Below are 19,400 nucleotides of genomic sequence, written 5' to 3'. Positions count from 1 at the left end.
CGGGAGGAGCCTCGGAAAAACTTGCCTGGATCAGGCCGCCTGTGCGGTCTTAATGGCCTGCATCACGCGGTCCGTCACTTCGTCGATCGGCCCAATGCCGTCTACCTGGGTGAGGATGCCGCGCTCGGCATACTTGGCCACCACTGCTTCAGTCTGCTCGTGGTACAGGTCAAGGCGGTGGCGGATGACGGCTTCGTTGTCGTCGCTCCGGCCCGTTTCCTTGGCCCGGCCCAGGAGCCGGTGGACCAGTTCCTCGTCATCGGCAGTCAGCTGCAGGACGACGTCGAGCTTCTCGTCGCCCTTGGCGAGGATCTCGTCGAGGTAGTCAACCTGCGCCGTGGTGCGCGGGTAACCGTCCAGCAGGAATCCGCTTTCGACGTCGGACTCGCTCAGGCGGTCACGCACCATCTTGTTGGTGACGCTGTCCGGAACGAAGTCCCCGTTGTCCATGTACTTCTTGGCTTCGACGCCAAGCGGTGTTTCGCCCTTCACGTTTGCACGGAAGATATCGCCGGTGGAGATGGCCACAACGCCAAGGCGCTCTGAAATCCGCTCCGCCTGAGTTCCTTTTCCGGAACCGGGAGGTCCAATAATCAGCATTCTCGTCATCGCAAAAGCCCTTCGTAGTGACGTTGTTGTAGCTGCGCATCAATCTGCTTGACGGTCTCCAGACCAACGCCCACCATGATCAGGATCGAGGTGCCACCGAACGGGAAGTTCTGGTTTGCGTTGATCAGTACCAGTGCCACCAGCGGAATCAGCGCCACGAAGCCCAGGTAGAGAGCACCGGGCAGCGTAATCCGGGAGAGCACGTACTGCAGGTAGTCAGCGGTCGGTTTACCGGCGCGGATACCTGGAATGAAGCCGCCGTACTTCTTCATGTTGTCCGAGACCTCTTCAGGGTTGAAGGTGATCGCGACGTAGAAGTAGGTAAAGAACACGATCAGGACGAAATAGATCGCCATGTAGATCGGGTGGTCGCCGCGGGTCAGGTTGTTGTTGATCCATTCGACCCACGGCTGGAGCTGCTCGCCCGGCTTCGGCTGGTTGAACTGGGAAATCAGTCCAGGCAGGTAAAGCATGGAGGAAGCAAAGATAACGGGGATTACGCCGGCCATATTGACCTTGATCGGGATGTACGTGCTGGTGCCTCCCACGGTGCGGCGGCCGATCATCCGTTTGGCATACTGCACCGGGATCCGGCGCTGCGACTGCTCAACGAAGACCACCAGTGCCACCGTCAGCAGGCCTACGGCCAGGACGATGAAGAAGGTTCCCGGGCCCTGTGAGGTCCAGATGGCGCCCAGCGAGGTGGGGAACTGGGCTGCGATCGAGGTGAAGATGAGCAGGGACATCCCGTTGCCCACACCCTTCTCGGTGACGAGCTCGCCCATCCACATGATCAGGCCGGTGCCGGCTGTCAGGGTGATGATGATCAGGATGGTGGTGATCACGCTGTCATCAGGGATGATCGGCAGGTTACAGCCGGGAAGCAGCTGGCCGGACCGCGCCAGGGACACCAGTGTGGTGGCGTTGAGCAGGCCCAGGGCGATGGTGAGGTACCGGGTGTACTGGGTCAGCTTGGACTGACCGGACGCGCCCTCTTCGTACAGTTCCTGGAACCGGGGAATAACCACCCGGAGCAGCTGGACGATGATGCTCGCGGTGATGTACGGCATGATGCCCAGCGCGAAGATGGACACCTGGAGCAACGCGCCGCCGCTGAACAGGTTAACGAGCTGGTACAGGCCGCCTGCGGTCTGACCGTTCTGCAAGCATTGCTGGACATTCTGGTAGTTCACACCGGGCGAGGGAATGAAAGCGCCCAAGCGGAAGATGGTGATGATTCCCAGCGTGAACAACAACTTGCGTCGCAGATCAGGCGTGCGAAAGGCCCGGCCAAATGCGCTAAGCAAGCGTCCTCCTGGTGATGTGGATAAGAGTGTGTGATGGGGATCTAAGAATCCCAACAACCGAGTCTAACGGTTGGATGCGCCATGCGAACAATCCGTGGACGTCCACGTGCGCCAGGTGGCGGGAAAAACACGCCCGACGGATGTGAAAAACTCCCGGTACCGGGGCCTGGGCCCCGGTACCGGGAGTTCAACAACGGGCTTTCACCCACCAGCTCTAGAGAGCGGTGGTGCTTCCGCCTGCTGCAGCGATCTTTTCAGCAGCGCTGGTCGAGAATGCGTGGGCGGTGACGTCAACCTTGACGGTGATGTCGCCGGTGCCCAGCACCTTGACGGGCTGGTTCTTGCGAACGGCACCCTTTTCGACCAGGTTCTCGACGGTGACTGTGCCACCTTCCGGGAACAGCTCGTTGAGCTTGTCCAGGTTCACAACCTGGAACTCAACGCGGAACGGGTTCTTGAAGCCGCGCAGCTTGGGCAGGCGCATGTGCAGCGGCAGCTGGCCGCCGGCAAAGCCAGCCTTTACCTGGTAACGGGCTGCAGTACCCTTGGTACCGCGACCAGCGGTCTTACCCTTGGATGCTTCACCACGACCAACACGGGTCTTGGCGGTCTTTGCACCCGGGGCGGGACGCAGGTGGTGAACCTTCAGTGCGTTCTGCTTCTCAGCAGCGGCGTCCTGAGCCTTTGCAGGAGTGTTCTCTGCCATTGTTACTTCGCCTCCTCTACCTGAACCAGGTGCGGAACCGTGTTGAGCATTCCAACGGTCACGGCGTCGGCGGTGCGGACAACGGTGTGTCCGATCCGCTTCAGGCCGAGGGACCGCAGGGTGTCGCGCTGGTTCTGCTTGCCGCCAATGGCGGACTTGATCTGAGTGATCTCCAACTGTGCGTCGGAGGGGACCAGGTTCTTAGCCATGACTACGCACCTGCCTTCGGAGCCAGGAGGGCCTTCACCAGTGCCGCCGGAGCGATCTCGTCGAGGGGCAGGCCGCGGCGTGCTGCCACTGCTGCCGGCTCTTCGAGGCGCTTGAGGGCATCAACGGTCGCGTGAACGATGTTGATGGCGTTTGAGGAACCGAGCGACTTGGAGAGGATGTCGTGGATGCCCACGCACTCCAGTACTGCACGGACCGGACCACCGGCGATAACACCGGTACCGGCGGAAGCCGGACGCAGCATAACAACGCCTGCAGCGGCCTCACCCTGAACGCGGTGCGGGATGGTGTTGCCAACGCGGGGAACGCGGAAGAAGGACTTCTTGGCCTCTTCTACGCCCTTCGCGATTGCGGCAGGAACTTCCTTAGCCTTGCCGTAGCCGACGCCGACCATACCGTTGCCGTCACCGACGACGACCAGGGCGGTGAAGCTGAAGCGACGACCACCCTTGACCACCTTGGAGACGCGGTTGATGGTGACAACGCGCTCTACGAACTGGCTCTTCTCGGCTTCACGGCCGCCGTCGCGGCCACCACGGCCACCACGGTCGCCGCGGCCCTGGCCACGGTCGCCACGCTCGCCGCGACGAGCGCCGCCACGGCGGTCGTCGGCAGCTGCGGGAGCAGTGGTCTCAGCGGCAGCTACGGTTTCGGTAGCCTTCTGATCTGCAGACACAGTGTCCTTTTCCTTGTTTGCTTCCGTCACAGTGACAGCCCACCTTCACGTGCACCGTCAGCGACGGCGGCGATCCGGCCGTGGTACTTGTTACCACCGCGGTCGAAGACAACAGCTTCGATACCGGCAGCCTTGGCACGCTCTGCGACGAGTTCGCCAACGCGCTTGGCCTTGGCAGTCTTGTCGCCGTCGAATGCACGAAGGTCGGCTTCCAGAGTGGAGGCGCTCGCTACGGTCTGGCCAATGCTGTCATCGACAACCTGGACAAATACGTGGCGTGCGGAACGGTTGACGACCAGGCGAGGACGTACAGCCGTACCGGAGATGCGCTTACGGATACGAAGCTGGCGGCGGCTGCGCGAAGCAGACTTGCTCTTGTTCGTACGCTTCTTGTTAATTGAGATGGCCATGGTTACTTACCAGCCTTTCCGACCTTGCGGCGGATGACTTCGCCGGCGTAACGGATGCCCTTGCCCTTGTAGGGGTCCGGCTTCCGCAGCTTGCGAATGTTGGCAGCAACTTCGCCGACCTGCTGCTTGTTGATACCTGAAACAGAGAGCTTGGTCGGGGTCTCAACTGCAAAGGTGATGCCCTCCGGTGCGGAGACATTGACCGGGTGGCTGAAGCCGAGAGCGAACTCAAGGTCAGATCCCTTGGCCTGAACGCGGTAACCGGTACCGACGATTTCAAGCTTCTTCTCGTAGCCCTTGGTTACGCCCTCGATCATGTTGGAGATCAGGGTGCGGGTCAGGCCGTGGAGAGAGCGGGAGGCGCGCTCGTCGTTCGGGCGGGCGACAGTCAGGGTGTCTGCATCCAGGGTGACCTCGATCGGGCTGGCCACAGTGTGGTTCAGCTCGCCCTTGGATCCCTTGACGCTGACGACAGAGCCGTCAACCTTGACCTCAACGCCGGCAGGAACGGTGATGGGGAGACGTCCAATACGTGACATTATTCTCTTCCTTTCCCGTTACCAGACGTACGCGAGGACTTCGCCGCCCACGCCCTTCTTGCCGGCCTGCTTGTCAGTCAGGAGGCCGGAAGAGGTGGACAGGATTGCGACACCCAGGCCACCGAGCACGTGCGGCAGGTTGGTGGACTTTGCGTAAACACGCAGGCCCGGCTTGGAGATACGGCGAACGCCAGCGATGGAGCGCTCGCGGTTCGGTCCGAACTTGAGCTCGATGGTCAGCTTCTTGCCGACCTCAGCGTCCTCTTCCTTCCAGCTGGCGATGAAGCCTTCTGCCTTAAGGATGTCGGCGACGCGTGCCTTGAGCTTGCTGTACGGCATGGACACGGTGTCGTGGTATGCCGAGTTTGCATTGCGCAGACGCGTAAGCATGTCTGCGACAGGATCTGTCATTGTCATTGTGGGCTCTTGCCCTTCCTCATAACGGTTTCCGCGGTGTCGCTTCCAAAAGCGGGAGCCGTACCGCCGGACCTTTTACGTAGTTAGATTAGTCTTCGGCCTTGAACGGGAAACCAAGCGCCTTGAGCAGCGCGCGGCCTTCGTCATCGGTCTTTGCAGTGGTAACAACCGTGATATCCATACCGCGGGTGCGGTCGATCTTGTCCTGGTCGATTTCGTGGAACATAACCTGCTCGGTCAGACCGAAGGTGTAGTTGCCGTTGCCGTCGAACTGCTTGCCGGACAGGCCGCGGAAGTCCCTGATACGGGGCAGTGCGAGCGTGACCAGACGGTCCAGGAATTCCCACATGCGGTCGCCACGCAGGGTAGCGTGTGCACCGATGGGCATGCCTTCGCGCAGCTTGAACTGTGCGATCGACTTGCGGGCCTTGGTTACCTGCGGCTTCTGGCCGGTGATCTGGGTGAGGTCGCGGACAGCGCCGTCGATCAGCTTGGAGTCCTTGGCGGCATCTCCAACACCCATGTTCACAACGACCTTCACCAGGCGGGGAACCTGGTTGACGTTTTCGTACTTGAATTCTTCAATGAGCGTGCTCTTGATGGATTCGGCGTACTTGGTCTTCAGACGAGGAACGATCTTCGTTGCCGGAGTCTCGAGAGTCTCAGTCATTAGATGTCCTTCCCTGAGCTCTTGGCCACGCGGATGCGGACTTCGCGCTGCTTGCCGTTGCGCTCAACGGTTTCAGTGCGGAAGCCAACGCGGGTGGGCTTCTTGGTGGACGGGTCAACCAGTGCCACGTTGGAGATGTGGATCGGGGCCTCAACAACCTCGATGCCACCGGTCTTGGTGCCGCGCTGCGACTGACCGACCTTGGTGTGCTTGGTTACGCGGTTGATGCCTTCGACCAGCACACGGTTGGTGTCGGTGAACACGCGCAGGACCTTGCCCTGCTTGCCGCGGTCGCCGCCGCGCTCAGCCTTGGCGCCAGTGATGACCTGAACGAGGTCACCCTTCTTGATCTTTGCAGCCATGGACTAGAGCACCTCCGGAGCCAGAGAAACGATCTTCATGAACTTCTTGTCACGCAGTTCACGACCAACCGGTCCGAAGATACGGGTACCGCGGGGGTCACCGTCGCCCTTCAGGATCACAGCTGCGTTCTCGTCAAACTTGATGTAGGAACCATCCGCACGGCGGCGTTCCTTCTTGGTACGGACGATGACTGCCTTGACAACATCGCCCTTCTTTACGTTGCCGCCCGGGATTGCGTCCTTGACGGTGGCGACAATGACGTCACCGATGCCTGCGTAGCGACGTCCGGATCCACCGAGAACGCGAATGGTAAGGATTTCCTTAGCACCCGTGTTGTCGGCGACCTTGAGTCGCGACTCCTGCTGAATCACTATTTACTCCTTGCGTCGCGCCGGTTCTCAGACCGAAAATCTTCCTACGGAATGAGCCTTGCGGAACGGTTGATCGGGGTGTCTCTTGACCTGCCTGGATTTTGCCAGACCAGGCCTAAACGCCCGTGCCAACAGCAGTTGCTTCCATCCGGTCCGGGTTGATCCCGGGCGCAAGGAGGCACTATGCCTTGGCACGCTTGTTTACGAGGTTTGATGACGGCGCGCGAAAGGCGCCATACAAACTCAAAATCTTAGCACGTTTTCCGCCCATCCCAATATCACCGTGTGGGCTCCTCCGCAAGACGGACGACGGCGTCACTCCGGGCAGCCTGTTGCCCCGCCCCAGGTGCCGCTCCCCCGGGCAAGCCGCACCGCCGTCGTCGTCCGCCCGCGTCCCGCCATAAACCCGCCCGCACGATGGGACGCTCTCTCACTTAATGTGCCTTTTCGGCTGGCGCTCTCTCACTTTCCTGAGAGAAGTGATAGAGCGTTGGCCAAAAGCACGCATTAAGTGAGCGAGCGTCGGGGACGGGCGACGGCGTCACGCACGGCAGCTTGGCGGCCCGCCCCCGTGCCGCTCCCCCGGGCAAGCCGCACCGCCGCCGTCGTCCGCCCACCGTCCCGCCATCAACCCTCCCGCACGATGGGACCCTCTCTCACTTAATGTGCCTTTTCGGCCGGCGCTCTCTCACTTTCCTGAGAGAAGTGATAGAGCGTTGGCCAAAAGCACGCATTAAGTGAGCGAGCGTCTGGGACGGACGACGGCGTGACGGGAGACGCCGGTTAAACGAGGAAGCCCCCGCTCCGAAAGGAGCAGGGGCTTCCGGCGAAGCAGCAGGTGCTACTTGGCCTTCTCGAGGATTTCCACGAGCCGCCAGTTCTTGGTGGCGGACAGCGGACGGGTCTCGGCGATGACAACGAGGTCGCCGATGCCGGCGGTGTTCTCTTCGTCGTGCGCCTTGACCTTGGAGGTACGGCGGATGACCTTGCCGTACAGCGCGTGCTTCACGCGGTCTTCAACCTGGACAACGATGGTCTTTTCCATCTTGTCCGAGACCACGTAGCCGCGACGCGTCTTGCGGTAACCGCGCTGCTCAGCCGTGGCTGCGGTAGCAGTTTCCGTCACGTTCTGGTCCTTTTCACTCACTTGGCATCCTCCTCGGTCTCAACCGTTTCAGCCTTCTCGGCCTTCTTGGTTGCAGCCTTCTTGGACTTCTTCTCTTCTTTGGCTTCCACAACAGGTGCGGCAACCTCAGCACGAATGCCCAGCTCGCGCTCACGGAGAACGGTGTAGATGCGGGCGATGTCCTTCTTTACCGCGCGCAGCCTGCCGTGGTTCTCCAGCTGTCCGGTGGCGGACTGGAAACGCAGGTTGAACAGCTCTTCCTTGGCCTTGCGGAGTTCTTCAACGAGACGCTCGTTGTCGAAACCGTCCAGCTGTGCGGGAGCCAGATCCTTGGATCCTACTGCCATTTCTATTCACCACCTTCGCGACGCAGAATGCGTGCCTTCAACGGGAGCTTGTGGATTGCCAGGCGCAGGGCCTCGCGTGCTACCGATTCTTCGACGCCGGAGATCTCAAAGAGAACCCGGCCCGGCTTGACGTTTGCGACCCACCATTCCGGTGAACCCTTACCGGAACCCATGCGGGTTTCGGCAGGCTTCTTGGTGAGGGGACGGTCCGGGTAGATGTTGATCCAGACCTTACCGCCACGCTTGATGTGGCGGGTCATCGCGATACGGGCGGATTCGATCTGACGGTTGGTGACGTATGCCGGGCTCAGGGCCTGGATGCCGTACTCACCGAAAGTGACCTTGGTGCCGCCCGTAGCAGCGCCGGAACGACCCGGGTGGTGCTGCTTACGGTGCTTGACTCGACGTGGGATAAGCATTTAAGCCTGTCCTCCTTCTGCTGCGGGAGCAGCAGCTTCAGCTGCCGGAGCCTCTGCAGCGGGAGCTGCTTCGGCGGCCGGACGGTCGTTGCGACGGCGGCGGTCACCACGGTCAGCGCCACCCGGGCGGCCCGGACGGTCGCTCGGACCGCGGCCACGGGACGGGGCGGAAGCGGCCTGCTGGGCCAGTTCCTTGGCGGTGACGTCACCCTTGTAGATCCAGACCTTCACGCCAATGCGGCCGAAGGTGGTCTTGGCTTCGTAGAAGCCGTAGTCGATGTTCGCGCGGAGGGTGTGCAGGGGCACACGGCCTTCGCGGTAGAACTCCGAGCGGGACATTTCAGCGCCACCCAGTCGACCGGAGCAGGCGATACGGATGCCCTTGGCACCTGCCCGCTGTGCGGACTGCATGGCCTTCTTCATGGCGCGGCGGAAAGCCACACGTGAAGTCAGCTGCTCAGCAACGCCCTGGGCAACAAGCTGTGCTTCCATCTCGGGGTTCTTGACCTCGAGGATGTTCAGCTGAACCTGCTTGCCGGTGAGCTTTTCGAGCTCGCCGCGGATGCGGTCTGCTTCTGCTCCACGGCGGCCGATGACGATGCCCGGGCGGGCCGTGTGGATGTCCACGCGGACACGGTCACGGGTGCGCTCGATCTCAACCTTGGCGATACCGGCGCGCTCCATGCCCGTGGACATGAGCTGGCGGATGCGGATGTCTTCGCGAACGAAGTCCTTGTACCGCTGGCCGGCCTTGGTGCTGTCAGCGAACCAGTGCGATACGTGATCGGTGGTGATGCCGAGTCGGAACCCGTGCGGGTTTACTTTCTGTCCCACTTAGCGAGCCTCCTCTTTCTCCGGGGTAGCGACTACCACGGTGATGTGGCTGGTGCGCTTCTTGATCTGAAATGCACGACCCTGGGCACGCGGCTGGAACCGCTTCATGGTCGGGCCTTCATCAACAAACGCTTCGCTGATGATGAGGTCGCCTTCGTCAAACGCCACGCCGTCGCGGTCCGCGAGGACCCGGGCGTTGGAGATTGCCGACTGAACTACCTTGAATACCGGCTCCGAAGCTGCCTGGGGGGCAAACTTCAGAATTGCCAGAGCCTCATTCGCTTGCAATCCACGAACAAGGTTGACGACGCGCCGGGCCTTCATAGGCGTTACGCGGATGTGACGCGCAATTGCCTTGGCTTCCATTGCTTTCCTTCTCTCGTCTTTGACGTAAGTGCAGGCGCCTAGCGGCGCTTGCCCTTACGGTCGTCCTTGACATGGCCGCGGAATGTCCGCGTGGGAGCGAATTCGCCGAGCTTGTGCCCGACCATCGACTCAGTGACAAACACCGGGATGTGCTTGCGTCCGTCGTGTACGGCGATCGTGTGCCCGAGCATGTCGGGGATGATCATCGAACGGCGGGACCAGGTCTTGATGACGTTCTTGGTGCCCTTTTCGTTTTCCCTGGCTACCTTCACAAAGAGGTGCTGGTCAACGAAAGGACCTTTTTTCAGGCTGCGTGGCATGTGTCCAGGCTCCTATCGCTTGTTCTTGCCAGTACGACGGCGACGAACAATAAGCTTGTCGCTCTCTTTGTTGGGGCGGCGCGTGCGGCCTTCGCGCTGACCGTTGGGGTTGACGGGGTTACGTCCACCGGACGTCTTACCCTCACCACCACCGTGCGGGTGGTCAACCGGGTTCATGGCGACACCACGGACGGTCGGGCGGACGCCCTTCCAGCGCATACGGCCGGCCTTGCCCCAGTTGATGTTCGACTGCTCGGCGTTGCCAACCTCGCCGACGGTTGCGCGGCAGCGCACGTCAACGTTGCGGATTTCGCCGGAGGGCAGACGCAGCTGGGCGAAGCGGCCCTCCTTGGCAACGAGCTGGATGGACGCACCAGCGGAACGGCCCATCTTGGCGCCGCCACCCGGACGCAGTTCCACCGCGTGGATAACGGTACCCACGGGGATGTTGCGCAGGGGCAGGTTGTTGCCAGGCTTGATGTCAGCGTTGGCGCCGGCCTCTACGAAGTCACCCTGGGACAGCTTGTTCGGGGCGATGATGTAACGCTTGGTGCCATCAACGTAGTGCAGGAGGGCGATGCGAGCCGTGCGGTTCGGATCGTACTCGATTTCAGCAACGCGGGCGTCAACGCCGTCCTTGTCGTGGCGACGGAAGTCGATCAGACGGTACTGGCGCTTGTGTCCGCCACCCTTGTGACGGGTGGTGATCTTACCGGTGTTGTTACGGCCGCCCTTTTTGGGCAGCGGACGTACCAACGACTTTTCCGGCGTCGACCGCGTGATTTCAATGAAGTCCGCTACGCTCGAGCCACGACGGCCCGGGGTAGTCGGCTTGTATTTACGGATTCCCATAATTTATTTCCTCGTTAAAGTGGTCTCCGCTACGAGAGCGGACCGCCGAAGATGTCGATAGTGCCTTCTTTGAGGGTGACAATCGCACGCTTGGTGTTCTTGCGGGTACCCCATCCGAATTTGGTGCGCTTGCGCTTACCGGCACGGTTGATGGTGTTGATCGATTCGACCTTGACGGAGAAAATCTTCTCCACGGCCAGCTTGATCTCGGTCTTGTTCGAACGGGGGTCCACCAGGAAGGTGTACTTGCCCTCGTCGATCAGGCCGTAGCTCTTTTCCGACACGACGGGTGCAAGCACGACGTCGCGGGGATCCTTGATGGTGGCTGCACTCACTTGGCATCCTCCTCGTTCTTTGCCACTGCCTTGCCGGCAACGAATGCTTCGTAGGCAGCCTTGGTGAAGACAACGTCATCAGACACGAGAACGTCGTAGGTGTTCAGCTGGTCTGCGTACAGAACGTGAACACCGGCGAGGTTGCGCACGGACAGTGCTGCAACATCGTTGGCGCGCTCGATGACGACCAGCAGGTTCTTGCGGTCGGACACGCCGCGCAGCGTTGCCAGTGCAGTCTTGGCGGACGGCTTGTCGCCTTCAACCAGTTCGGCGACAACGTGGATGCGGCCGTTGCGTGCCCGGTCAGAGAGTGCGCCGCGCAGTGCAGCAGCAATCATCTTCTTGGGGGTGCGCTGGCTGTAGTCACGCGGGGTGGGACCGTGGACAATGCCACCGCCGGTCATGTGCGGAGCACGGATGGAACCCTGACGGGCGCGGCCGGTGCCCTTCTGCTTGAACGGCTTGCGTCCTGCACCGGAAACTTCAGCGCGGGTCTTGGTCTTGTGGGTACCCTGGCGAGCAGCAGCAAGCTGAGCAACGACAACCTGGTGCAGCAGCGGCACGTTGGTCTGAACGTCGAAGATTTCTGCAGGCAGGTCAACCTGGACAGTGTTAGCCATTGAACTAGGCTCCCTTCACGGCGGTGCGTACGAGGACGACCTGGCCGCGGGCGCCGGGAACGGCACCCTTGATAAGGAGCAGCGACTTCTCGACGTCAACCGCGTGGACCGTGAGGTTCAGCGTGGTGTGACGAACGGCGCCCATGCGGCCGGCCATTTTCATGCCCTTGAAGACGCGGCTCGGGGTGGATGCGCCACCGATTGAACCGGGCTTACGGTGGTTCTTGTGGGCACCGTGGGAAGCTCCAACGCCGTGGAAGCCGTGACGCTTCATAACACCGGCGAAGCCCTTACCCTTGGTGGTGCCGATGACGTCGATCTTCTGGCCGGCTTCGAAGACCTCTACGGAGAGCTCCTGGCCCAGCTCGTACTCAGCAGCATCTGCGGTACGGAGTTCGACGACGTGGCGGCGAGGCGTGACGCCTGCCTTTTCAAAGTGACCAGCCAGCGGCTTGGTGACCTTGCGGGGATCGATCTGGCCGTAGCCGATCTGAACGGCGACGTAGCCATCAGCTTCTGCGTTGCGCAGCTGGGTGATGACGTTCGAATCTGCCTGGACCACAGTGACGGGGATGAGCTTGTTGTTCTCGTCCCAGACCTGGGTCATGCCGAGCTTCGTGCCCAGCAGGCCCTTTACGTTACGGGTTGCGGTCATAGTCTCTCAGCACCTCCCTACAGCTTGATTTCGATGTTCACGTCAGCCGGCAGGTCGAGACGCATGAGCGAGTCAACAGCCTTCGGCGTGGGATCGATGATGTCGATAAGACGCTTGTGCGTGCGCATTTCGAAGTGCTCGCGGCTGTCTTTGTACTTGTGCGGAGAGCGGATGACGCAGTACACGTTCTTCTCCGTCGGCAGCGGCACGGGGCCCACTACCGTTGCGCCTGCGCGCGTGACCGTCTCAACGATCTTCCGTGCTGAAGTGTCAATGACCTCGTGGTCGTATGACTTCAGCCGGATGCGGATTTTTTGTCCCGCCATGTCGCCTGACTCTCTTTCAGTAAATGCTGCTCTGTTTACTTACGTGTTGTATGGCTGCCGAAGCATTTGAAGTCGTAACTACCACCCGCCGCACAAACTGAATCCGGATGAATCCGGGTTCCTCACCTTGCCGGCGCAACCGACCCCCGCGGTCGGGCGTGTCGCGCTTGGCACGCATACAAATCCGCAATTCCATGGGGGTGGGTTATGTTTGGTCTTCCACTTGGACCCTGGCATCCGGCATTATCCGGATCGGGACACGAAGAAGCGCTTGAACAACTCATCTAGTATGCCGGAATTTGGGCCCAGATGCGAATTGGGCCTATTCCGGGGGCCGCTGGAGGGGTCATTGCCAACGGCTATCCCGGAACGGATGATAGGGGCATGACGCTGGAAAGCACCGAATCCGTGACCGAACTGGCCAGCCGCATGCCGCCGTCGTTCACTTTAGGCGTCGCAGCCGCCGCCTTTCAGATCGAAGGAGCCCTTACTGCGGGAGGCCGGGGACCGTCCGGCTGGGACGCCTTCGCAGAGAAGCCCGGCGCCATCATGGACGGGCACTCCCCCGCCGTGGCCTGCGACCACTACAACCGCCTGCCGGAGGACATTGCCCTGCTGCAGGACCTGGGCGTGGGCTCCTACCGCTTCTCCTTGTCCTGGCCGAGGATCCAGCCGGACGGCCGCGGAAGCTTCAACGCAGAAGGGCTGGATTTCTACGACCGGCTGATAGACCAGCTCCTGGAGGCCGGGATCTCCCCTATGGCCACGCTCTACCACTGGGACACTCCCTTGCCCCTGGAACACCGTGGCGGCTGGATGAACCGTGAGACGGCGCTACGCTTTGGTGACTATGCCGCTGCCGCCGGAGCACGCTACGGGGACCGTGTAGCGCAGTGGGTCACCCTCAACGAACCTGTTTCAGTGACGTTGAACGGTTATGCCCTGGGGGTCCATGCCCCCGGCCATGCCCTGATGTTTGACGCCCTTCCGTCCATCCACCACCAGCTCCTTGCCCATGGGCTGGGCGCGCAGGCCCTCCGCGCGGCCGGCGTCAAGGGGGGTGTGGGAGTCACCAATCTGCACTCCCCTGTCCGTCCGGCCACCTGGAAACCCGGCGACAGGCTGGTGGCCAGGATGTACGACCTGCTGATGAACAGGATCTACGCGGACCCCGTGCTCTTGGGCCGGTACCCCAGCCTGCCGTTGTATGCCAGGCCGTGGCTGCGCTCCATCGGGCGGATCTCCGATGCCGACCTGCGGACCATCCACCAGCCACTGGATTTCTACGGCCTCAACTACTATTTCCCGGTGAAGGTGGCGCTGGGCCGCGGGGTGACCCCGATTCCGGCCAACACGCACAAGGCGGTAGCCCGGCTGCCCTTCCACGAAGTGGGATATCCGGAATACGACAGCACAGGGTTCGGCTGGCCGGTGGCGCCCGACCACCTGGGCGTCCTGCTGAAGGAACTCCAAGACCGTTACGGGGACGCGCTGCCGCCGGTATACATCACCGAAGGCGGAGCGAGCTTCCCGGAACCTGACCGGGTGTCCGGCCCGCTCCAGGATGAGGATCGGGTGCAGTACCTGGCCTCGCACCTGCGGGCTGCGCTGGACGCGACGGCTCCCGGCGGCCCTGCCTCAGGTGTAGACCTGCGCGGCTACTACGTGTGGACCCTGATGGATAATTTTGAATGGGCCGCCGGGTACTCGCAGCGGTTCGGCCTGATCCACGTGGACTTTGAGACACTCGAGCGGACGCCCAAGCAGTCGTTCTACTGGTACCAGGAGTTGAGCAAGGCGCGGCGGGCGCTGCACGGCTGACCGCGCCGCCCTCCTACTGGTTCTTGTTCGCCCGGTTGATCCGCTTGGCGCGGTCAATCTCGTGGCGGAAATGCTTCTTGGCCCAGAACACGCCGGCCACCACCGCAACCGCGATGATCAGGAAGATAAGCCATCCCATGGTGAACTCCTTTCGGTCCGGCAACCATATCAGGCGCCTCTTAACGCAAAAAACGGCCCCGCTGCAGATGCAGCGGGGCCGTTCTTTAGTTCAACAAGAATTACTTGATGATCTTGGTAACGCGTCCTGAACCAACGGTGCGGCCGCCTTCGCGGATTGCGAAGCCGAGGCCCTCTTCCATAGCGATGGGCTGGATGAGCGCAACGGTCATCTCAGTGTTGTCGCCAGGCATAACCATTTCCGTGCCCTCGGGCAGGGTGATAACGCCGGTTACGTCCGTGGTACGGAAGTAGAACTGCGGGCGGTAGTTGGAGTAGAACGGGTTGTGACGTCCGCCTTCGTCCTTGGAGAGGATGTAGACGTTAGCCTCGAAGTCGGTGTGCGGGGTGATGGAACCCGGCTTGACGACAACCTGGCCACGCTCTACGTCATCGCGCTTCAGACCGCGGAGCAGGAGGCCACAGTTCTCGCCGGCCCATGCTTCGTCGAGCTGCTTGTGGAACATCTCGATACCGGTAACCGTGGTCTTCTGGACCGGGCGGATGCCGACGATTTCGACCTCGGAGTTGATGGCGAGGGTTCCACGCTCGGCGCGGCCCGTAACAACGGTGCCACGGCCGGTGATGGTGAAGACGTCCTCGATCGGCATCAGGAACGGCTTGTCACGGTCACGTACGGGGTCCGGAACAGACTCGTCAACAGCAGCCATCAGGTCCTCAACGGACTTGACCCACTCGGGGTCGCCTTCCAGGGCCTTCAGGCCGGAAACGCGGACAACCGGTGCTTCGTCGCCATCGAAGCCCTGCGAGCTCAGGAGCTCACGAACTTCCATTTCAACGAGGTCCAGCAGTTCCTCATCGTCAACCATGTCGGACTTGTTCAGTGCGACCAGCAGGTAGGGAACACCAACCTGGCGGGCGAGCAGGACGTGCTCGCGGGTCTGTGCCATCGGGCCGTCAGTGGCGGCAACCACGAGGATTGCACCGTCCATCTGGGCAGCACCGGTGATCATGTTCTTGATGTAGTCAGCGTGACCCGGAGCGTCTACGTGTGCGTAGTGGCGCTTCTCGGTCTGGTACTCAACGTGGGAGATGTTGATGGTAATGCCGCGCTGACGCTCTTCGGGAGCAGAGTCGATCGACGCGAAGTCACGCTTCTCGTTGAGAGTCGGGTACTTGTCGTACAGCACCTTGGAAATGGCGGCCGTCAACGTCGTCTTACCGTGGTCAACGTGACCAATGGTGCCGATGTTAACGTGCGGCTTAGTCCGCTCGAACTTTGCCTTTGCCACAGGTTCCTCCTAGAACGTTTTCAAATGACATACCCTTCGACCGCGCTTGTCGCGGCAGAAACTCAGGTAAGTCTACTTGGGGGGCTTTGGATTGGTGAAATTGCAGATTCAGGAACTAATACTAGTCCCCGAAGCCTGTTCGTGCAGATGGCCGGGATCCGGCTTGACCGGATGAATCCGACCGAACCCGGCCACCTGCACCGGCTGTGCTTTCCGAAAGCCGGCAAGCGCACCCGAATATGTTCGCTGCGAAAGTCCGAAAGACTATTCGCCGCGGGTCTTCTGGATGATCTCGTCGGCAACAGCCTTCGGGACCTCGGCGTAGCTGTTGAACGTCATGGAGTACACAGCGCGGCCCTGGGTCTTCGAGCGCAGGTCGCCGATGTAGCCGAACATGCCGGACAGCGGGACGTGCGCACGGATAACCTTGACACCCTGTGCATCTTCCATGGACTGCATCTGGCCACGGCGGGAGTTGAGGTCGCCGATAACTTCACCCATGTATTCCTCAGGGGTGCGGACCTCGACATCCATCAGCGGTTCGAGCAGAACCGGGTTCGCCTTGCGTGCAGCTTCCTTGAAAGCCATACGGCCGGCGATCTTAAACGCCATTTCCGAAGAGTCAACATCGTGGTACGCGCCGTCGATCAGCGTGGCCTTGATGCCGACAACCGGGTAGCCAGCCAGGACGCCGTCGTTCAGCGCATCCTGGATACCGGCGTCAACGGACGGGATGTACTCGCGGGGAACGCGGCCACCGGTGACCTTGTTCTCGAACTCGTACAGCTCGCCTTCAGCGGTGTCCAGCGGCTCGATCGCGATCTGGATCTTTGCGAACTGGCCCGACCCACCGGTCTGCTTCTTGTGCGTGTAGTCGTGGCGTTCGACGGCGCGCTTGATAGTTTCGCGGTAAGCAACCTGGGGCTTGCCCACGTTGGCTTCGACCTTGAACTCGCGGCGCATGCGGTCCACCAGGATGTCCAGGTGGAGCTCGCCCATGCCGGCGATGATGGTCTGGCCGGTGTCTTCGTTGAGGGACACCTGGAAGGTGGGGTCCTCAGCGGAGAGCTTCTGGATGGCCGTGGAGAGCTTCTCCTGGTCACCCTTGGTGTTCGGCTCGATGGCAACCGAGATCACGGGCTCCGGGAAGCTCATGGACTCGAGCACGATCTGGTTGGCGGAGTCGCACAGGGTGTCACCCGTGGTGGTGTCCTTCAGACCGATGGCTGCGTAGATGTGGCCGGCGGTAGCGCCCTCGACGGGCATTTCCTTGTTGGCGTGCATCTGGAACAGCTTGCCGATGCGCTCCTTCTTGCCCTTGGTGGAGTTGACCACCTGGGCGCCTGCTTCCACGTGACCGGAGTACACGCGGATGAAGGTGAGCTGGCCGAAGAACGGGTGCGCAGCAATCTTGAAGGCCAGTGCGGAGAACGGCTCTTCGGAAGAAGGCTTGCGGGTCAGTTCCTTCTCTTCGTCGCGGGGGTCGTGGCCGACCATCGGGGGGACGTCGAGCGGGTTCGGCAGGTAGTCCACAACTGCGTCGAGCATGGGCTGCACGCCGCGGTTCTTGAACGCGGAACCGCAGAAGATCGGGTAGAGCTCGGAGTTGATCGTCATCTTGCGGATGCCGGCCTTGAGCTCGTCGATCGAGATCTCTTCGCCCTCGAGGTACTTCTCCATGAGTTCCTCAGAGGACTCTGCGACGGTCTCAACGAGGTTCGCGCGGTACTCTTCGGCCTTTTCCTGGAGGTCAGCCGGGATCTCGCGGATCTCGTACTTGGCACCCATGGTCACGTCGCCCTTGGCATCGCCGGGCCACACCAGTGCGCGCATGTAGAGCAGGTCCACGACGCCGATGAAGTCGTTCTCAGCACCGATCGGGAGCTGCATGACCAACGGCTTGGCGCCGAGACGGCTGATGATGGTGTCTACGGTGAAGTAGAAGTCGGCACCGAGCTTGTCCATCTTGTTGACGAAGCAGATGCGAGGAACGTTGTACTTGTCAGCCTGGCGCCAAACGGTCTCAGACTGCGGCTCAACGCCTTCCTTGCCATCGAACACGGCGACAGCGCCGTCGAGGACGCGCAGGGAGCGCTCAACCTCGACGGTGAAGTCAACGTGGCCGGGGGTGTCGATGATGTTGATCTGGTTGTTTTCCCAGAAGCAGGTCACGGCGGCAGACGTGATGGTGATGCCGCGTTCCTTTTCCTGTTCCATCCAGTCGGTGGTCGAAGCGCCGTCGTGCGTTTCGCCGATCTTGTGGTTCACACCCGTGTAGAACAGGATGCGCTCGGTGGTGGTGGTCTTGCCGGCATCAATGTGGGCCATGATGCCGATGTTGCGGACCTTACTAAGGTCGGTAAGCACGTCCTGTGCCACGGGGTCTCCTTTTGGGATGGACTACACGTTCGCCGCCGGCTCGGTTGAGCCGGCGGCGCCCGGGGAGTATTACCAGCGGTAGTGTGCGAAGGCCTTGTTGGACTCGGCCATCTTGTGGGTGTCTTCGCGACGCTTCACAGCGGCACCGAGACCGTTGGAGGCATCCAGGATTTCGTTCTGGAGGCGCTCGGTCATCGTTTTCTCGCGGCGGGCCTTGGAGTAGCCAACCAGCCAGCGCAGGGCGAGGGCGGTGGAGCGGCCCGGCTTGACCTCAACCGGAACCTGGTAGGTGGCGCCGCCGACGCGGCGTGAGCGGACCTCGAGGGAAGGCTTGACGTTGTCCATGGCCTTCTTGAGGGCTGCTACGGGGTCGCCGCCGGACTTGGCGCGTGCGCCTTCGAGGGCACCGTAGACGATGCGCTCTGCCGTGGACTTCTTGCCGTCAACGAGCACCTTGTTGATGAGCTGGGTGACCAGCGGGGAGCCGTAAACGGGATCTAGTACGAGCGGCCGCTTGGGGGCCGGACCCTTGCGAGGCATATTACTTCTTCTCCATCTTTGCGCCGTAGCGGCTGCGGGCCTGCTTACGGTTCTTGACACCCTGGGTATCGAGGGCGCCACGGACGATCTTGTAGCGGACACCCGGGAGGTCCTTCACACGACCACCGCGGACGAGCACAATGGAGTGCTCCTGCAGGTTGTGTCCCACACCGGGGATGTAGGCGGTTACTTCCACGCCGCCGTTGAGGCGCACACGTGCCACCTTACGCAGAGCCGAGTTCGGCTTCTTCGGGGTGGTGGTGTAGACGCGGGTGCAAACACCGCGGCGCATGGGGCTGCCCTTAAGCGCGGGAGCCTTGGTCTTTGAGACCTTAGGCGTGCGGCCCTTGCGGACCAGCTGGTTAATCGTAGGCACTCTCGTGTTCTCCGTTTTATCCGGAGCGGCCGCTTCCGGCCACTCTCTTGTTGCGTTGCCTCGCCGCCCGGGCCTCGAAGAAGATCTCCAGGGCGGCGAAGGCGAAGCCTTAATAGTCGGATCGCATTCCGAAGGCTTGGCGCGCGGCCAACAGTCCCTAGGCATGCAAAAATGTGGCATACGTTGCACAAGAACCCTGCAAACCGGAAACGTCGCTCTGGTTCAGCCTTTCAGCTGGAACCGGCGCACTCATCCACTGCCACAATAACAATTGGTAACAAGTCTAGCATGGACGGCCTCCATGCCTTAATCGGGGGCTCCTCCCCCAACAGCCCGCCGTTAAACAGCAACGCGGGGT

Annotated in this window: 28 protein-coding genes; 1 reads left to right on the top strand and 27 read right to left on the bottom strand. The window is 61.5% G+C overall.

All coding sequences use genetic code 11. From position 1 onward, the window contains the following. Positions 1–30: 30 nt before the first annotated feature. From BMX78_RS00425 to rpsJ, 22 genes are all read right to left on the bottom strand, one after another. A complete protein-coding gene (locus BMX78_RS00425) occupies positions 31–600 on the bottom strand; it encodes an adenylate kinase (RefSeq protein ID WP_170850646.1) in 570 nt (189 codons plus the stop codon). 5 nt (positions 601–605) lie between these two features. After that, a complete protein-coding gene (secY, locus tag BMX78_RS00420; RefSeq protein ID WP_091415074.1) occupies positions 606–1,916 on the bottom strand; it encodes a preprotein translocase subunit SecY in 1,311 nt (436 codons plus the stop codon). A gap of 214 nt (positions 1,917–2,130) precedes the next feature. Beyond that, positions 2,131–2,622, bottom strand: a complete 492-nt coding sequence (gene rplO, locus BMX78_RS00415) for a 50S ribosomal protein L15 (RefSeq protein ID WP_091415072.1) — start codon at positions 2,620–2,622, stop codon at positions 2,131–2,133. Positions 2,623–2,624: 2 nt separating this feature from the next. Then, the gene (gene rpmD, locus BMX78_RS00410; RefSeq protein WP_050054322.1) at positions 2,625–2,831 is read right to left on the bottom strand and encodes a 50S ribosomal protein L30; all 207 of its coding nucleotides are present in this window, start codon (positions 2,829–2,831) and stop codon (positions 2,625–2,627) included. Between the two features lie 2 nt (positions 2,832–2,833). Next, on the bottom strand, positions 2,834–3,556 hold the full coding sequence (gene rpsE / locus BMX78_RS00405; RefSeq protein WP_091415069.1) for a 30S ribosomal protein S5: 723 nt from the start codon (positions 3,554–3,556) through the stop codon (positions 2,834–2,836). Further along, positions 3,553–3,936: a 50S ribosomal protein L18 gene (gene rplR / locus BMX78_RS00400; protein ID WP_091415067.1), complete on the bottom strand. Its 384-nt coding sequence runs from the start codon at positions 3,934–3,936 to the stop codon at positions 3,553–3,555. The genes rpsE and rplR overlap by 4 nt, the downstream gene beginning before the upstream one ends. A 2-nt stretch (positions 3,937–3,938) precedes the next feature. Further along, complete coding sequence (gene rplF, locus BMX78_RS00395; protein WP_050054319.1) at positions 3,939–4,475, bottom strand: 50S ribosomal protein L6; 537 nt, start codon at positions 4,473–4,475, stop codon at positions 3,939–3,941. An 18-nt stretch (positions 4,476–4,493) separates the two neighbouring features. Next, the gene (gene rpsH, locus BMX78_RS00390; protein ID WP_090950922.1) at positions 4,494–4,892 is read right to left on the bottom strand and encodes a 30S ribosomal protein S8; all 399 of its coding nucleotides are present in this window, start codon (positions 4,890–4,892) and stop codon (positions 4,494–4,496) included. 88 nt (positions 4,893–4,980) lie between these two features. Continuing rightward, entirely contained in the window at positions 4,981–5,562 is a 582-nt protein-coding gene (gene rplE, locus BMX78_RS00385) for a 50S ribosomal protein L5 (RefSeq protein ID WP_050054317.1), read from the bottom strand. Beyond that, entirely contained in the window at positions 5,562–5,924 is a 363-nt protein-coding gene (gene rplX / locus BMX78_RS00380) for a 50S ribosomal protein L24 (RefSeq protein ID WP_013601824.1), read from the bottom strand. Before rplX ends, rplE begins: the two co-directional genes overlap by 1 nt. Positions 5,925–5,927: 3 nt before the next feature. Continuing rightward, a complete protein-coding gene (gene rplN, locus BMX78_RS00375; RefSeq protein ID WP_009358299.1) occupies positions 5,928–6,296 on the bottom strand; it encodes a 50S ribosomal protein L14 in 369 nt (122 codons plus the stop codon). An 841-nt stretch (positions 6,297–7,137) separates the two neighbouring features. Continuing rightward, positions 7,138–7,443, bottom strand: coding sequence for a 30S ribosomal protein S17 (rpsQ, locus tag BMX78_RS00370; RefSeq protein WP_091415064.1), 306 nt, complete (start codon positions 7,441–7,443; stop codon positions 7,138–7,140). Further along, complete coding sequence (gene rpmC / locus BMX78_RS00365) at positions 7,440–7,769, bottom strand: 50S ribosomal protein L29 (RefSeq protein ID WP_018760452.1); 330 nt, start codon at positions 7,767–7,769, stop codon at positions 7,440–7,442. Before rpmC ends, rpsQ begins: the two co-directional genes overlap by 4 nt. A 2-nt stretch (positions 7,770–7,771) precedes the next feature. Continuing rightward, positions 7,772–8,188, bottom strand: coding sequence for a 50S ribosomal protein L16 (gene rplP, locus BMX78_RS00360; RefSeq protein WP_050054315.1), 417 nt, complete (start codon positions 8,186–8,188; stop codon positions 7,772–7,774). Beyond that, positions 8,189–9,022 (bottom strand): 30S ribosomal protein S3, encoded by an 834-nt coding sequence (gene rpsC, locus BMX78_RS00355; RefSeq protein ID WP_091415061.1) that lies wholly within the window; start codon positions 9,020–9,022, stop codon positions 8,189–8,191. It lies immediately after the preceding gene. Further along, positions 9,023–9,388, bottom strand: a complete 366-nt coding sequence (gene rplV / locus BMX78_RS00350; protein WP_009358304.1) for a 50S ribosomal protein L22 — start codon at positions 9,386–9,388, stop codon at positions 9,023–9,025. A gap of 38 nt (positions 9,389–9,426) precedes the next feature. Further along, positions 9,427–9,708, bottom strand: a complete 282-nt coding sequence (gene rpsS, locus BMX78_RS00345) for a 30S ribosomal protein S19 (RefSeq protein WP_003803803.1) — start codon at positions 9,706–9,708, stop codon at positions 9,427–9,429. Between the two features lie 12 nt (positions 9,709–9,720). Then, positions 9,721–10,560 (bottom strand): 50S ribosomal protein L2, encoded by an 840-nt coding sequence (gene rplB, locus BMX78_RS00340; RefSeq protein ID WP_009358305.1) that lies wholly within the window; start codon positions 10,558–10,560, stop codon positions 9,721–9,723. 29 nt (positions 10,561–10,589) lie between these two features. Next, the gene (rplW, locus tag BMX78_RS00335; RefSeq protein WP_009358306.1) at positions 10,590–10,895 is read right to left on the bottom strand and encodes a 50S ribosomal protein L23; all 306 of its coding nucleotides are present in this window, start codon (positions 10,893–10,895) and stop codon (positions 10,590–10,592) included. Then, on the bottom strand, positions 10,892–11,515 hold the full coding sequence (rplD, locus tag BMX78_RS00330) for a 50S ribosomal protein L4 (protein ID WP_050054311.1): 624 nt from the start codon (positions 11,513–11,515) through the stop codon (positions 10,892–10,894). Before rplD ends, rplW begins: the two co-directional genes overlap by 4 nt. A 4-nt stretch (positions 11,516–11,519) precedes the next feature. Next, the gene (gene rplC / locus BMX78_RS00325) at positions 11,520–12,170 is read right to left on the bottom strand and encodes a 50S ribosomal protein L3 (RefSeq protein WP_013601833.1); all 651 of its coding nucleotides are present in this window, start codon (positions 12,168–12,170) and stop codon (positions 11,520–11,522) included. A 17-nt stretch (positions 12,171–12,187) separates the two neighbouring features. After that, positions 12,188–12,496, bottom strand: a complete 309-nt coding sequence (gene rpsJ / locus BMX78_RS00320; protein WP_043119398.1) for a 30S ribosomal protein S10 — start codon at positions 12,494–12,496, stop codon at positions 12,188–12,190. 384 nt (positions 12,497–12,880) lie between these two features. On the opposite strand from rpsJ, the gene BMX78_RS00315 reads away from it, so the two are divergent. Then, positions 12,881–14,317, top strand: coding sequence for a GH1 family beta-glucosidase (locus BMX78_RS00315; RefSeq protein WP_091415059.1), 1,437 nt, complete (start codon positions 12,881–12,883; stop codon positions 14,315–14,317). 13 nt (positions 14,318–14,330) lie between these two features. Here the strand turns inward: BMX78_RS00315 and BMX78_RS23330 are convergent, their stop codons facing one another. The 5 genes from BMX78_RS23330 to rpsL all read right to left on the bottom strand — a co-directional run bounded on the left by BMX78_RS23330 (position 14,331) and on the right by rpsL (position 19,042). Further along, complete coding sequence (locus tag BMX78_RS23330) at positions 14,331–14,456, bottom strand: hypothetical protein (RefSeq protein WP_255470686.1); 126 nt, start codon at positions 14,454–14,456, stop codon at positions 14,331–14,333. A 100-nt stretch (positions 14,457–14,556) separates the two neighbouring features. Continuing rightward, positions 14,557–15,747: an elongation factor Tu gene (tuf, locus tag BMX78_RS00310; protein WP_050054308.1), complete on the bottom strand. Its 1,191-nt coding sequence runs from the start codon at positions 15,745–15,747 to the stop codon at positions 14,557–14,559. Between the two features lie 264 nt (positions 15,748–16,011). Beyond that, positions 16,012–18,126: an elongation factor G gene (fusA, locus tag BMX78_RS00305; RefSeq protein WP_091415057.1), complete on the bottom strand. Its 2,115-nt coding sequence runs from the start codon at positions 18,124–18,126 to the stop codon at positions 16,012–16,014. Between the two features lie 69 nt (positions 18,127–18,195). Then, on the bottom strand, positions 18,196–18,666 hold the full coding sequence (gene rpsG / locus BMX78_RS00300; RefSeq protein WP_026531948.1) for a 30S ribosomal protein S7: 471 nt from the start codon (positions 18,664–18,666) through the stop codon (positions 18,196–18,198). Between the two features lies 1 nt (position 18,667). Next, a complete protein-coding gene (gene rpsL, locus BMX78_RS00295) occupies positions 18,668–19,042 on the bottom strand; it encodes a 30S ribosomal protein S12 (RefSeq protein ID WP_009358312.1) in 375 nt (124 codons plus the stop codon). Between the last annotated feature and the right edge of the window lie 358 nt (positions 19,043–19,400).

The sequence above is a fragment of the Arthrobacter sp. OV608 genome, assembly GCA_900110595.1.
Classification (GTDB): Bacteria; Actinomycetota; Actinomycetes; order Actinomycetales; family Micrococcaceae; genus Arthrobacter.
The sequence above is the reverse complement of the archived record's forward strand: the minus strand, read 5'-3'. Positions and strand labels throughout refer to the sequence as shown.

Bases quoted from the DNA above. Each gene is read 5' to 3' on its own strand.
- rpsH (WP_090950922.1), bottom strand. From the start codon at position 4,892: ATGACAATGACAGATCCTGTCGCAGACATGCTTACGCGTCTGCGCAAT.
- rpsJ (WP_043119398.1), bottom strand. From the start codon at position 12,496: ATGGCGGGACAAAAAATCCGCATCCGGCTGAAGTCATACGACCACGAG.
- rplC (WP_013601833.1), bottom strand. From the start codon at position 12,170: ATGACCGCAACCCGTAACGTAAAGGGCCTGCTGGGCACGAAGCTCGGC.
- rplO (WP_091415072.1), bottom strand. From the start codon at position 2,622: ATGGCAGAGAACACTCCTGCAAAGGCTCAGGACGCCGCTGCTGAGAAG.
- rpsS (WP_003803803.1), bottom strand. From the start codon at position 9,708: ATGCCACGCAGCCTGAAAAAAGGTCCTTTCGTTGACCAGCACCTCTTT.
- BMX78_RS00315 (WP_091415059.1), top strand. From the start codon at position 12,881: ATGACGCTGGAAAGCACCGAATCCGTGACCGAACTGGCCAGCCGCATG.
- rpmC (WP_018760452.1), bottom strand. From the start codon at position 7,769: ATGGCAGTAGGATCCAAGGATCTGGCTCCCGCACAGCTGGACGGTTTC.
- BMX78_RS00425 (WP_170850646.1), bottom strand. From the start codon at position 600: ATGCTGATTATTGGACCTCCCGGTTCCGGAAAAGGAACTCAGGCGGAG.
- rpsG (WP_026531948.1), bottom strand. From the start codon at position 18,666: ATGCCTCGCAAGGGTCCGGCCCCCAAGCGGCCGCTCGTACTAGATCCC.
- rplV (WP_009358304.1), bottom strand. From the start codon at position 9,388: ATGGAAGCCAAGGCAATTGCGCGTCACATCCGCGTAACGCCTATGAAG.
- rplE (WP_050054317.1), bottom strand. From the start codon at position 5,562: ATGACTGAGACTCTCGAGACTCCGGCAACGAAGATCGTTCCTCGTCTG.
- rplX (WP_013601824.1), bottom strand. From the start codon at position 5,924: ATGGCTGCAAAGATCAAGAAGGGTGACCTCGTTCAGGTCATCACTGGC.
- rplD (WP_050054311.1), bottom strand. From the start codon at position 11,515: ATGGCTAACACTGTCCAGGTTGACCTGCCTGCAGAAATCTTCGACGTT.
- rplB (WP_009358305.1), bottom strand. From the start codon at position 10,560: ATGGGAATCCGTAAATACAAGCCGACTACCCCGGGCCGTCGTGGCTCG.
- rpmD (WP_050054322.1), bottom strand. From the start codon at position 2,831: ATGGCTAAGAACCTGGTCCCCTCCGACGCACAGTTGGAGATCACTCAG.
- rplR (WP_091415067.1), bottom strand. From the start codon at position 3,936: ATGGCCATCTCAATTAACAAGAAGCGTACGAACAAGAGCAAGTCTGCT.
- BMX78_RS23330 (WP_255470686.1), bottom strand. From the start codon at position 14,456: ATGGGATGGCTTATCTTCCTGATCATCGCGGTTGCGGTGGTGGCCGGC.
- rplP (WP_050054315.1), bottom strand. From the start codon at position 8,188: ATGCTTATCCCACGTCGAGTCAAGCACCGTAAGCAGCACCACCCGGGT.
- rplF (WP_050054319.1), bottom strand. From the start codon at position 4,475: ATGTCACGTATTGGACGTCTCCCCATCACCGTTCCTGCCGGCGTTGAG.